The organism is Lacinutrix algicola (assembly GCF_001418085.1).
GTDB classification, from domain to species: Bacteria; Bacteroidota; Bacteroidia; order Flavobacteriales; family Flavobacteriaceae; genus Lacinutrix; species Lacinutrix algicola.
Genome location: NZ_LIQH01000021.1, coordinates 188803 through 202160, shown reverse-complemented (window position 1 = coordinate 202160; position 13358 = coordinate 188803). Strand labels below are relative to the sequence as shown.

Genomic DNA, 13358 nt, shown 5'->3' with positions numbered 1-13358 from the left:
TTTGCAAAAATAGAATAATTTAAGTTCTTAACTTAATGAGTGAGGCAAAACTAATAAATGAGCACATGTGCTATTTTAACTTTTTTGTATTCTTTTGAAATACTAATGACTTGTTCTATTATAAAAATCATCATTTAAAATAACAATTACAATCCTTCTTTTAAATTGTAAAAAACAGCGTTATCTAATTGTTCTTTTAAATAAGAAATAGCGCTATTACTTCTTTTTCCTGATTTGCAATACACAACAATAGGTAAAGAAATATCAATTTCTTGAAATCGTTTTGATAACTGCCCTAAAGGAATATGCTGTCCTCCAATATGATATTCTTCTCTTTCACAAGCTTCCCTAACATCCAGCAAATTATAGTTTGCTTTGTTTTTATTTAATTCATCTCGTGTGATTTCTTTGGTTGAAGTCATTCCGCAGAAAAAATCGTAATCTGTTTCTAAAGCTATAATTTCTGAAGCTTCATCTTTTTCAAATCCTAATATTTGCTGATTCAAACTTAAAGCATCAAACAACAACAGCTTATTCGTTAATACTTCTCCTATACCACAAATAATTTTAATGGCTTCATTTGCTTGTAAACTTCCAATAATACCTGGCAAAACACCTAGGACACCTATTTCTGAACAATTGGGAGACGCTTCAGGTTTTGGAGGTGTTGGATATAAACATCTATAAGTTGCACTCCCTAAATAATTAAAGACACTCACTTGACCTTCAAATTTAAAAATAGCACCGTAAACTAAAGGTTTGTTAGTAATTATTGCGGCATCATTTGTTAAGTATCTTGTTGAAAAATTATCGCTTCCATCTATTATAATATCATATTTAGAAAATAGTGCAATAGCATTTTCATGTGTTAATGCTTTGTTATAAGTGTTAAAAAGTACAAACGGATTTAATTGAGATAATCGCTTAGCAGCAGTTTCTGCTTTAGACAAACCAACATCATTAACAGTATATAGAATTTGACGCTGTAAATTACTTTGATCCACTATATCATGGTCTATTATGCCAATAGTTCCAACACCAGCAGCTGTTAAATACTGTAAAACAGGACAACCTAAACCACCAGCACCAATGACTAAAACCTTCGCCTGCTTCAATTTTAACTGTCCAGCTTCTCCTATTTTATCTAAAATAAGATGACGACTGTATTGCTTTCGTTCTTCTGCGGTAAGACTCATTACTTTTCTATTGCTTCAAAATGTTCCCAATCTTTCCAAATCACTTCTAAGCCTTGACCTTTTAACATTTTAACGATCTCTTCTGTACTTCTTTCATCGGAAATTTCAAACTGTTCTAACGATTGTGGTTCTACAGTATAACCGCCTGGATTTGTTTTAGATTCTGCGCTAATTGAAGTGGCACCTAATTGCACAATATTATTTCTAAATATTTCATTTTCTCTTGTAGACATAGATAATTCTATATCTTCATCTAACAAACGAAAAGCACAAATTAGCTGCACCAAATCACTATCGGTCATTTCTACTTTTGGTTCTAAACCTCCAGAATGCGGCCGCAACCTTGGAAATGAAATGGAGAACTTTGTCTTCCAATACGTTTTTTGTAAATATTTTAAATGTAAGGCTGTAAAGAAACTATCTGCACGCCAATCTTCTAAACCAAACAAAGCACCTAATCCAATTTTATGAACGCCTGCTTTTCCTAATCTATCTGGCGTATCTAAACGGTAATTAAAATTAGATTTTTTTCCTTTTGGATGGTGTTTCTTATACTCTTCTCTGTGATATGTTTCTTGATATACCAATACGGCGTACAATCCGTTTTCAATTAACAACTCATATTCTTCTTGATCTAAAGGCTGTACTTCGATAGTAATATTTGAAAATTGAGAACGTATTAATTTAATCGCATTTTTAATATAGCTTACTCCCACTGTTTTATTAGCTTCTCCAGTAACTAACAAGATATGGTCGTAACCTTTTGCTTTTAAAAACGCTACTTCTTTTAAAATCTCTGCATCTGTTAATGTCCGTCTTGGTATTTTATTAGTCATACTAAATCCGCAATACGTACAGATATTCTGGCACTCGTTACTTAAGTACATTGGCGCATACATTTGTATGGTATTTCCAAAGCGTTTTTTAGTCAACATACTGCTTTTCTGCGCCATTTGTTCTAAAAATGGTTTTGCAGCAGGAGAAATTAAGGCTTTAAAATCTTCTAAATCTAGTTTTTCTTTTGCTAAGGCATTTTCTACCTCAACGGTCGTTTTATTGAAGATACTTTCTAATGTGTTATCCCAATTATAAGTATCGAAAAGTGTTATAAAATTTGCCATATTTTAGTTTAAAAAACTCGTTAACGGACTACTAGCCTCTGCTTTGTTTTTAATAGGCGCTAGTTTGGCTTCAAAAGCCATTCTACCTGCTTCCACTGCCAATTTAAATGCTTTTGCCATAGCTACTGGATCTTTAGATACTGCAATTGCCGTATTTACTAAGACAGCATCTGCACCTAATTCCATTGCATAAGCCGCATGCGAAGGTGCTCCAATACCTGCATCTACAATAACAGGCACATTGGATTGCTCGATAATAATGTCTAAAAAATCTTGTGTTTTTAATCCTTTATTACTTCCTATTGGCGCTCCCAATGGCATAACACATTGCACTCCCACATCCTCTAATCGCTTACATAATACAGGATCCGCATGAATGTAAGGCATTACTACAAATCCCAATTTCACTAATGCTTCTGCTGCTTTTAAAGTCTCTATAGGATCTGGTAATAAATATCTAGGATCTGGATGAATCTCTAATTTAACCCAGTTAGTCCCTAAAGCCTCTCTTGATAATTCTGCTGCAAAAATGGCTTCTTTTGCAGTTCTAACACCAGATGTATTTGGTAATAAATTAATATGTGCATGTTGTAAATGCGTTAAAATATCATCTTCATTATTTTGAACGTCTACTCTTTTTAAAGCAACCGTTATGAGTTCGCTTTCTGAAGCCAATAAAGCTTCTTTCATTACTTCTGAAGCGCTAAATTTTCCAGTTCCTGTGAATAATCTAGAGGTAAATTCTTTATCTGCTATTTTTAATATTTTATTCATTTTTACTTTTTTGAATCTTTGTTAGATTAAGAATACTTATGCTTTTACTTCTGATGTATTTAAGATTTCACGAAACTTAGAAATGCTTGTAAAATCTTTAGTTATTGTTCCAGAAACTGCTATTCCGTAGACACCTGTTTTTATAATTGACGAAACATCTTCCATGCCAATACCGCCAATAGCAATTATAGGCGTGCCTTTTCCTAATTTATCTATTAATTGTTTGTAACCTTGGACACCCAAAACTGGACTTAAATTCTTTTTAGTTTCTGTAAATTGAAAAGGTCCTAAACCAATATAATCTACTTCTTTTTTTATTAGAACTTTGCAATCTTCCAAAGTATTTGCTGTACCTCCTATTATAAATGAATTACCTAAATAAGCTCTAACAATTAACGGACATGCGTCTGTTTTCCCTAAATGAACGCCGTCTGCTTTTACTGCTTTAGCTATTTTATAATGATCGTTTATAATTAGTTTTACTTTAAAATGACTGGTGATTTCTCTAACTTTTTTAGCGGTTTCTAAAATAGTCTCTATTGCCATTTCTTTTAAACGAAGCTGTACTAACGCTGCTCCGTTTTCACATGCTTTTTGTATGTTTCTTAAATGATCTTGAGATGTTTTACCTTGAGAAATATAATGTAGTTTACTTAGCATTTTCTATGTATTTATGTGTTCCTAGCAAGGTGTTGTTTGAATTTAAAAACTGTTCTGTATACCATTTTACATTTTTACAAGCATCTTCTATGTTCATTCCTTTTTCTAAATTAGAAGCCAATGAAGCCGATAATACACAACCACTTCCATGCTTTTGAAAAACGGTTTCTGCAATTGGCAGAATGTTTAGTTTTACTATTTTACTGTAATAGACTTCATCCCATCCTTTTTTATCTTTTCTATGACCTCCTTTTAAGTAGATATTTGTTCTTTCTGAAATAAAACCGATGGTTTCTTCTATAGATTTCTCCGGAAACAAAGCTTTAATTTCATCATAATTTGGTGTAATAAAATCGCAGTTTCTCAAGACTTCTTCTAAAACTTTTAAATCTTGTTTATTATGAAAACTAAAACCTGCACTTGCTTTTAAAACAGGATCCAGTACTATTTTTATAGTTGGATTTAGCTTTTTTAATGTTTGAATAACTGCTAATAAAACGTCCCAAGACTGGATGATTCCTATTTTTACTACAGCAATTGAAAACCGTTGAAACAATACTTCTATCTGATTTAAAATGATTTCTTTTTCAATCCAAATACAATCTTTAAATTCAATATCGTTTTGAACAGTAACTGCAGTACACACAGACAAACCGTACAAACCATGAGCTTCAAATGTTTTAATATCTGAAGTAATTCCGGCGCCACTGGATGGATCTAAACCTGCTATTGTTAATATGTAGTTTTTTTGATTCATTTTAATGGATACAGCTTATTACTCTATTTTATTAAATAAGAATTCGTGAGTGTTACACAATTACAGTGGCATCCTTTTGCCGTCAGTTCAAGTTAATTTATATAGTGTAACGCTATAAATTTGTATCAAGAACTAGCAAAAGATATAACAGAAAGTTCGACCACGCTTTTTTTTAAAGCGTGGGAACTTCCTTATAATTTTACAAATAGACTTCTGATCCTTTTTCTTTGAACTCTTTAGATTTCTCTTCCATTCCTTTTGCAATAACCTCGTTATCTACGATATCGTTAACAGCAGCAAAATCGCGTACTTCTTGAGAAATTTTCATGGAACAGAATTTTGGTCCGCACATAGAGCAAAAATGAGCAATTTTAGCACCTGCCGCAGGTAAAGTCTCATCATGATATTCGCGAGCTCGCTCTGGGTCTAATCCTAAATTAAACTGATCTTCCCAACGGAACTCGAAACGCGCCATACTTAGGGCATTGTCTCTGTGTTGCGAACCTGGATGACCTTTTGCTAAATCGGCAGCATGCGCAGCCAATTTGTAAGTCACCACACCTACGCGAACATCTTCTTTGTTTGGTAAACCTAAGTGCTCTTTTGGCGTTACGTAGCACAACATAGCGCAACCGTACCAACCTATCATTGCTGCTCCAATACCTGAAGTAATATGGTCGTAACCTGGTGCAATATCTGTAGTCAAAGGACCTAAAGTGTAAAAAGGAGCTTCATCGCAAAGTTCTATTTGCTTCTCCATATTTTCTTTAATCATGTGCATTGGCACGTGCCCTGGTCCTTCTATAAAACACTGAACTTCGTGTTTACGTGCAATTTGCGTAAGTTCTCCTAAAGTTTCTAATTCTGCAAATTGTGCTTCGTCATTAGCATCTGCAACAGAACCTGGACGAAGACCGTCTCCTAAAGAAAAGGCAACATCGTACTGTTTTAAGATCTCGCAAATATCTTCGAAATGCGTATATAAAAAACTTTCTTTATGATGTGCCAAACACCACTTTGCCATAATAGATCCACCACGAGATACAATACCAGTAACACGTTTTGCGGTCATTGGTACATAACGTAATAATACGCCTGCGTGAATGGTAAAATAATCGACGCCTTGTTCGGCTTGCTCTATTAATGTATCGCGAAAAATCTCCCATGTTAAGTCTTCGGCAACACCATTTACTTTTTCTAATGCTTGGTAAATAGGCACAGTACCCACTGGCACTGGAGAATTACGAATAATCCATTCGCGTGTTTCGTGAATATTTTCTCCGGTAGATAAATCCATAATATTATCCGCTCCCCAACGGCAAGCCCACACAGCTTTTTCAACTTCTTCTTCTATAGAAGAGGTAACGGCAGAGTTTCCAATATTTGCATTTATTTTTACTAAGAAGTTTCGACCTAAAATCATAGGTTCTGCTTCTGGGTGATTTATGTTTGATGGAATTATTGCACGACCTCTTGCAACTTCTGATCTTACAAATTCAGGTGTAATTTTATCTGGAATAGAAGCACCAAAATGTTCGCCTTTGTGTTGCTTTCTAATCTCTGTCATTTCATCTATTCGTTGGTTTTCTCGAATAGCGATATACTCCATTTCTGGTGTAATTATTCCTTTTTTAGCATAATGTAATTGGGTTACATTTTGACCTTTTTTAGCTCTTAACGGATTCTTTAATAACTTAAAACGCATATGATCTAAACTCGCATCGTTTAAACGCTCGTTGCAATATTCTGAAGAAAATGAAGCTAATTCCTCTACATCACCACGTTCTTTAATCCATGGCTCTCTAATTCTTTCGATACCACTATGCACATCTATAGCTTTGTCTGGATCTGTGTAAGGTCCAGAAGTATCATAAATAGTTACGGGCTCGTTGGGTGTTTTCTTTTTTGTCATTGAGTCTACCGTATCACTCAATGTAATTTCACGCATGGCCACTTTAATTTGTGGGTGCATTTTTCCGTTGACATAGATTTTCTTAGAATTCGGAAACGGATGTCTTGTAATACCGTTTTGCTTGGGCGCTGTGTCTTTGTTCTTCATTTGATAATTGGTTTCCTTTTAAAATAAAAATCATCCTCCTTGAGTAGATTTTATAATTAAAATATCATCATTATTGTGAAGTAATCTTGAAGACCAATTTGTTTTTTTAACCACAGTATTATTTATAGCAATAGCAATTCCGTTTGTTTGAATTTTTAAATTTTCAACAAACTCTTCTAATGTTACGTGTTCTAAAATGTGGTGATCTTCTTGGTTTACTTTTATAGTAATCATATTTATAAAATATTACTGTAAACCAAAATGGTAGTATTTCGATGTCTTATCGAACATAACTTTTTCCTACGTTGGTATTAACCAAATCAGGTTCTAAGGATGTTTCTCAAACTAATTTAATAGCTACTCCTAAAGTTTACACATCAAATATAGAAGATTATTTATGACTTTAATACCCTTTTGAATTTATTTTTTGAAATCGTTGGTTTTTGAAAAACACATTTTAACTAAAATCTATTTCCATAAAAATGAAACAAATTGAAGTCATAAAAAAAGGGATTCATAATTGTTTTCCAATTACGAATCCCTTTTATTACACACATAAGTATGTGTATAATACTATTATAAATTTAATAGCTTAGTAACTTTTCTATCTTAGCTTTTACTTTTTCTGTTGAAGGAATCATGGTTTGCTCTAAAGTAGAATTTAATGGTATTGCTGGCATATTTTCACTACCAATAGTCATTACTGGAGCATCTAAATACTTAAAGCATTCTTCTTGAATTTTCCCAGATAATGCTCTTGCAAAACTATTATCTGAAGGCTCTTCTGTTACAACAAGACACTTTCCTGTTTTCTTAACCGATTTCATAATCGTGTCTTCATCTAAAGGATATAAAGTACGTAAATCGATAACTTCTATCTGATCTTGCATCCCTAATTCTTCCGATGCATTCATTGCCCAATGCACTCCCATACCGTAGGTAACAATAGTTAATGTTTCTACATTTTCTTGTTTCCAAATTTCTTGTAAAACCCATGCTTTACCAAAAGGCAATACATAATCTTCGCTTGGCTCGACAGATGTTGCACCTTGTGTTCCTGGCACTTTAGACCAATACAAACCTTTGTGTTCTAAAATCACTACAGGATTTGGGTCGTAATATGCCGCTTTCATTAATCCTTTTAAATCGGCACCATTACTTGGATACGCTATTTTAATACCACGAATATTTGTGATTACAGATTCTACTGAAGAAGAATGGTAAGGTCCACCACTTCCATAAGCACCAATTGGCACTCTAAGAATCATAGACACTGGCCATTTACCATTAGATAAATAACAACTTCTACTCACTTCTGTAAACAACTGATTTAAGCCAGGCCAAATATAATCGGCAAACTGAACCTCAACAATTGGTTTTAATCCAACGGCACTCATACCAACGGTAGAACCTACAATAAAAGCTTCTTGTATTGGTGTATTAAACACACGATCGTCTCCAAATTTTTGTGCTAATGTTGCTGCTTCTCTAAAAACACCACCAAGTCGTCCACCAACATCTTGTCCGTAAAGCAAACATTCTTTGTGCTTTTTCATCAGTTCTTCGACTGCAAATAAAGCGCAATCTACCATGACTACTTTCTCTGCGCCTTCTGGTGAACGTGTTCCTTTTTCCTCGGTAATTGGTGTGGGTACAAAATCGTTTGTAAATAAATCTTCAGGTTTTGGATCTTCGGCTAATAATGCTCTTTCAAAATCGGATTGCACTTTCGCTTTCGCGGAATTTTCAATGTCTAAAACGTCTTGTTCTGAAAATCCTGCATCTAGTAATTGTTTTTTAATAACTGGATAAGGATCACGAGAACGTGCCTCTTCTAAATCGTCGCGATACCATTCCATTCTTACACCAGAAGTATGGTGATTTAATAACGGTACTTTTGCGTGTACTAAAAATGGTCTACGCTCTGTACGAATAGTTTCTATTACTTTTTCTAAGGCTTCGTAACTTTCTGTAAAGTTTGCACCATCTATTGAGATAGCATCTAGTCCTTTAAATCCTGCTGCATATTCGAAAGCATTTTGCGCTCTCGTTTCTGCTGCATTGGCACTAATATCCCAACCGTTATCTTGTACTAAATATAAAATTGGCATTTGCTTTAAAGCCGCCATTTGAAAAGCTTCTGCTATTTCTCCTTCGGTTACAGAGGCGTCTCCTAAAGAACACACCACGAATGGTAAATCTTTAAGTGTTTTATCGTCTAATCCTTGTAATTCTTTATACTGCATTCCCATAGCAACTCCTGTTGCTGGAATGGTTTGCATTCCTGTTGCAGAGGATTGGTGTGGTATTTTTGGTTTATCGTCGTCCTTTAAACTTGGATGTGAATAGTATGTTCTTCCTCCAGAAAATGGATCGTCTTTTTTGGCTAACAATTGCAACATTAAATCGTAAGGTTCTAAACCAAAAGATAATAACATGGCATCGTCTCTGTAATATGGAAATGCATAATCTTGAGGTAATAATTGTAAACCTAAAGCAATTTGAATGGCTTCGTGTCCACGAGATGTTGCATGTACGTATTTTGAAACTTGTTTAAAATTAGCTTCGTATAATTCTGCCATTGCTTTTGCTGTGCAGAGTTTTGAAAATCCTTTTTTTAGTGTTTCTTTTTTCATCTTTAGTGACCGCGAAAGCGGTTATCTTTTGTCATTCCTGCGTAGGCAGGAATCTATTTTTAATTACTTGGTTTCTGTGGTTTCCTGCCTGCGCAGGAATGACAAACTCTGTATCAGTTCGAGTGAAATTGCTTTTACTGCAATTTTGTATCGAGAACTTTTATTGCTTCTCGATACAATTCCGATAAAAAATCGAAATCACTAGAAGTGACATTGCGCACGCGTTAGGGATTGAGGCATTTGTTGAAGCTCTTTTTTGTTTTTCTCAAAAAAAGCGACTGCCGAAAGCCCGACCCTTGTGGTAACGCCCAAATGACTTTAAGCCTTAATCATCCATCCAAATTTATCTTCTACCTTTCCTGTTTTTATAGCATTTAAGGTGTTATTTACTTCTAAACCAACTGGGCTTTCGTTAGAGACATGAATGGTTTCGCCTTCTAATCCGATTTCTTGAATGTAAGCGATACCAACAGCTGTACCTGTCCCGAAAGCTTCTTCTAAGGTTTTATTTTTTGATGCTTCTTGAACCTCATCGATTGTGATGGCACGTTCTATAACTTCGTAACCTTTATCTCTTAAAACGTCGATAACACTCATGCGCGTGATGCCGTCTAATATAGAACCGTCGCGTTTTGGCGTGATGAATTTACCATCGATTTTAAAGAAAATATTCATGGTTCCTACTTCCTGAATATATTTATGTTCTACTGCGTCTAGCCACAATACTTGGTCATAACCTTTAGCTTTTGCTAACTCTGTTGGACGAATGGCTGCCGCGTAATTACCTGCTGCTTTTGCCTCTCCTGTTCCTCCTGCTGCTGCACGTATATACTGTTTTTCGGCCCACAATTTAATACGATTACTAAAAAATGGTCCTGCTGGAGATGCCATGATTATAAACTTATAATGATTTGCTGCACGCATACCAATAAATGGCTCGTCGGCATACATGAATGGCCTTAAGTATAGAGCACTTCCGTCTGCTGGTGGAATCCAACTACGTTCGATATCTACTAATTGTTTTAAACCTTCTACGAATAAATCTTCTGGAAAATTAGGCATTCCCATTCGGTCTGCACTTGTATTTAATCGTGCTGCATTTTTATCTGCTCTAAATAACATTGGGTTTCCATTTGCATCTATAGTTGCTTTCATGCCTTCGAAAATGGCTTGCCCATAATGTAATGCCATTGCTGCTGGATGTGTTGGAATCATTCCCATTGGGATTATTCTTGGGTTTACCCATGTGCCATTATCGTAATCGCAAATAAACATGTGATCTGTGAATGTTGTGCCTAATGGTATGTTGTTGAAGTCTATGTTTGTGACTTGAGATTCCGTTACTTTTTGTATTGATATGTTGTGGCTCATAATTTTTGTCATTCCTGCAAAAGCAGGAATCTATATTTATTTAGTACTTATTTTGTGGATTCCTACCTACGCAGGAATGACAAAACGTTTATATTGTTCTGTTTACATCGAATTGTTCGAAATAATCTGCAACTCTTTTTACGAAGCTTCCTCCTAAGAATCCGTCTACTACACGATGATCGAAAGAGAGTGATAAATACATCATGCTACGAATAGCTATTTCGTCGCCTTTCTCGGTAGTGATTACTTCTGGTCTTTTTTTGATGATTCCTAAAGCTAAAATGGCAACTTCGGGTTGATTGATAATTGGTGTTCCCATGACGCTTCCAAAGGTTCCAACGTTAGAAATGGTGAAGGTGCTGCCTTTAATATCGTCGCCTGACAATTTATTTTCTCTAGCTTTTCCTGCTAGTTCGTTTACGTTAGCCGCAATTTGTTTTAGGTCTTTTGTATCTGCGTTTCTAACCACAGGAACTATTAAATTCCCGCTTGGTAAAGCTGTTGCCATACCAATATTAATATCTTCTTTTACAATAATGTTATTACCATCTACCGAAGCATTGATATTCGGAAAATCTTTAACCGCTTTCGCTACCGCTTCTACAAATAATGGTGTAAAAGTTAAACGTTCTCCGTGCTTTTCTTGAAAAGCTACTTTGTTTGCATTTCTCCAATTCACCATATTCGTTAAATCGGCTTCTACATACGCCGTAACGTGTGGTGATGTGTGTTTTGAGTACACCATATGATCTGCAATCATTTGGCGCATACGGTCCATTTCGATTACTTTTCCTTTGCCTTTATCGAAGTTTAATTGTGGGATTCTATATGCTGTTGGATCTTTTTCTGCTACTGGTTGTGCGAATTTGTATGGTCGTCCGTCGTCTATATATTGAAATACATCACTTTTACGTAACCTACCTTCGTTTCCAGTTGCTGGAATACGTGCTAACTCTTCGAAACTAATGTGATGTTCTTTTGCTATTTTTATAATTAGTGGCGAAAAGAACGTGTTACTGTTTGATGTTGAAAATGACGTTGAAGTTGAAGTCGAAGCTGCCTGAACAGGTTTTTGTCTTTTTACTTCTTTTTTCTTTTTCTGTGGTTCTTCGCTATCGCTTTTGCCAACATGCTTCTTGTTTGAAGATTTTACTTCTTCTGATACTTCAAGAATTGCCATAACTTCTCCAACAGGCACAACATCTTTTGCTTGAAACATGGTTTTTACTAAAGTTCCTGCTGCTGGTGCAGGCACTTCGTTATCAACCTTATCTGTTGCTACTTCTAGTATAATATCTCCTTCTTCGAAAGCGTCTCCTTCTGATATTAACCAATTGATAATTGTTCCTTCGGTTATACTTTCGCCCATTTTAGGCATTTTTAATTCAAAATTCTTCAAGCTAGATTTGTTTTTATTTCAAGAAATAAAGATAAGATATAATAGAATTCTCAATTGTTAAAAACTTACAAATTAACTCGTAAAAGAATTATATTCTTTTAAACAAAATAAATAAAGATTATTTTTCTTTTATACTTACTTTTGAAGACGCTAAAAAAATTATATTCTTATGTCGAATACTCTTGATAAAATAGACACACAAATTCTAGACATTCTCCAAACAGATAGTAACAGAACTACAAAAAGTATTGCAACAGAATTAGGCATGACAACGTCACCTATTTTTGAGCGTATTAAAAAACTTGAAAAAGAAGGTTATATAAAAAAATATGTAGCCGTTTTAGACAACAAGAAAATAGGTTTAAAACTTACCGTATTTATAGGTATTACCTTGCAAGGTCACACTAGAAGCTATTTAGAGAAGTTTGTAAAGGAAATAAACAACTTTCCTGAAGTTGTGGAATGCCACAGAGTAAGTGGGAATTTTGATTACTTATTAAAATTAGTAGTTGAAGATATTGAGGCTTATGAAACTTTTATAATAACGAAACTTACACTACTTCCATATTTAGGAAATGTACAGAGTTTAATTGCTTTATCGACAAGTAAAGAAACTAATAAGATTGATTTGAGTGCAGTTTTATAACTCTTAATTATTGGATAAAAAATAAAACAAAAGCGCCTAAATTCAATTACAAAAAAATAGATAGAAGCTCACGAAGGCTACAACACTTTATTTTTTAAATGTATCACGAAGTGTTTTATAAACATCATCTTGCATTTTCATATCCTCAGGCACTTCTCTTAAAGGCTCGACAGCTTTTAAACTCTCATGGCAATCTGCTGGTAATTGTTGGTATAATTGTGTTCCTTTAGTTTTCCAAGCAATCATCTCGTCGCTTACTTGCTTAATAACTTTTGCTGGATTACCAACAACTAAACTACGCTTAGGAATCTTGGTTTCTGCTTTTACAAAAGCCATTGCTCCTACTATAGATTCATCACCAATTTCGGCATCGTCCATAATCACTGTGTTCATTCCGATTAGACAGTTTCTACCCAAATTTGCACCATGAATAATAGCACCATGACCAACGTGTGCGCTTTCTTTAAGCGTAATCGACTTACCTGGAAACATATGTACAGTACAGTTTTCTTGTACGTTTACACCATCTTCTAAAATAATTTGCCCCCAATCTCCACGAATGGCAGCGCCTGGACCAATGTAACAGTTTTTACCAATAATAACATTTCCTGTTACGGCTGCTAATGGATGTATAAAACTAGACTCATGAACAACCGGTGTATAACCTTTAAAACTGTAAACCATAATTTTATTAATAATTATTAAACTGTTAAATACTCATAAAAATGACAAAGAAACG

Annotated in this window: 12 protein-coding genes and 1 riboswitch; of the genes, 1 reads left to right on the top strand and 11 read right to left on the bottom strand. The window is 34.6% G+C overall.

Going from position 1 to position 13358, the window contains the following annotated elements; all coding sequences use genetic code 11:
• Positions 1–146: 146 nt before the first annotated feature.
• From moeB to ASC41_RS02370, 10 genes are all read right to left on the bottom strand, one after another.
• A complete protein-coding gene (gene moeB, locus ASC41_RS02415) occupies positions 147–1196 on the bottom strand; it encodes a HesA/MoeB/ThiF family protein (protein WP_055435041.1) in 1050 nt (349 codons plus the stop codon).
• Entirely contained in the window at positions 1196–2317 is a 1122-nt protein-coding gene (gene thiH / locus ASC41_RS02410; protein WP_055435040.1) for a 2-iminoacetate synthase ThiH, read from the bottom strand. Before thiH ends, moeB begins: the two co-directional genes overlap by 1 nt.
• A 3-nt stretch (positions 2318–2320) precedes the next feature.
• On the bottom strand, positions 2321–3091 hold the full coding sequence (locus ASC41_RS02405) for a thiazole synthase (RefSeq protein WP_055435039.1): 771 nt from the start codon (positions 3089–3091) through the stop codon (positions 2321–2323).
• Positions 3092–3127: 36 nt separating this feature from the next.
• The gene (gene thiE, locus ASC41_RS02400) at positions 3128–3751 is read right to left on the bottom strand and encodes a thiamine phosphate synthase (protein ID WP_055435038.1); all 624 of its coding nucleotides are present in this window, start codon (positions 3749–3751) and stop codon (positions 3128–3130) included.
• Positions 3741–4508 (bottom strand): hydroxymethylpyrimidine/phosphomethylpyrimidine kinase, encoded by a 768-nt coding sequence (locus tag ASC41_RS02395; protein ID WP_055435037.1) that lies wholly within the window; start codon positions 4506–4508, stop codon positions 3741–3743. The genes thiE and ASC41_RS02395 overlap by 11 nt, the downstream gene beginning before the upstream one ends.
• A 199-nt stretch (positions 4509–4707) precedes the next feature.
• On the bottom strand, positions 4708–6567 hold the full coding sequence (gene thiC / locus ASC41_RS02390) for a phosphomethylpyrimidine synthase ThiC (protein ID WP_055435036.1): 1860 nt from the start codon (positions 6565–6567) through the stop codon (positions 4708–4710).
• 30 nt (positions 6568–6597) lie between these two features.
• Positions 6598–6801 carry a sulfur carrier protein ThiS gene (thiS, locus tag ASC41_RS02385; protein ID WP_055435035.1) on the bottom strand — a complete coding sequence of 68 codons (204 nt, stop codon included), beginning with the start codon at positions 6799–6801 and terminating at the stop codon, positions 6598–6600.
• Between the two features lie 46 nt (positions 6802–6847).
• Positions 6848–6942: riboswitch (TPP riboswitch) on the bottom strand.
• Between the two features lie 209 nt (positions 6943–7151).
• The gene (locus tag ASC41_RS02380; RefSeq protein ID WP_055435034.1) at positions 7152–9203 is read right to left on the bottom strand and encodes an alpha-ketoacid dehydrogenase subunit alpha/beta; all 2052 of its coding nucleotides are present in this window, start codon (positions 9201–9203) and stop codon (positions 7152–7154) included.
• Between the two features lie 318 nt (positions 9204–9521).
• Positions 9522–10574, bottom strand: a complete 1053-nt coding sequence (locus ASC41_RS02375; protein WP_055435033.1) for a branched-chain amino acid aminotransferase — start codon at positions 10572–10574, stop codon at positions 9522–9524.
• An 88-nt stretch (positions 10575–10662) separates the two neighbouring features.
• Positions 10663–11943: a dihydrolipoamide acetyltransferase family protein gene (locus ASC41_RS02370; RefSeq protein WP_241489621.1), complete on the bottom strand. Its 1281-nt coding sequence runs from the start codon at positions 11941–11943 to the stop codon at positions 10663–10665.
• A gap of 199 nt (positions 11944–12142) precedes the next feature.
• Here ASC41_RS02370 and ASC41_RS02365 point away from each other — a divergent pair, with 199 nt between their 5' ends.
• A complete protein-coding gene (locus ASC41_RS02365; protein ID WP_055435031.1) occupies positions 12143–12619 on the top strand; it encodes an Lrp/AsnC family transcriptional regulator in 477 nt (158 codons plus the stop codon).
• Positions 12620–12706: 87 nt separating this feature from the next.
• On the opposite strand, the gene ASC41_RS02360 is transcribed toward ASC41_RS02365, so the two are convergent.
• Complete coding sequence (locus ASC41_RS02360; protein ID WP_055435030.1) at positions 12707–13303, bottom strand: acyltransferase; 597 nt, start codon at positions 13301–13303, stop codon at positions 12707–12709.
• Positions 13304–13358: the final 55 nt, after the last annotated feature.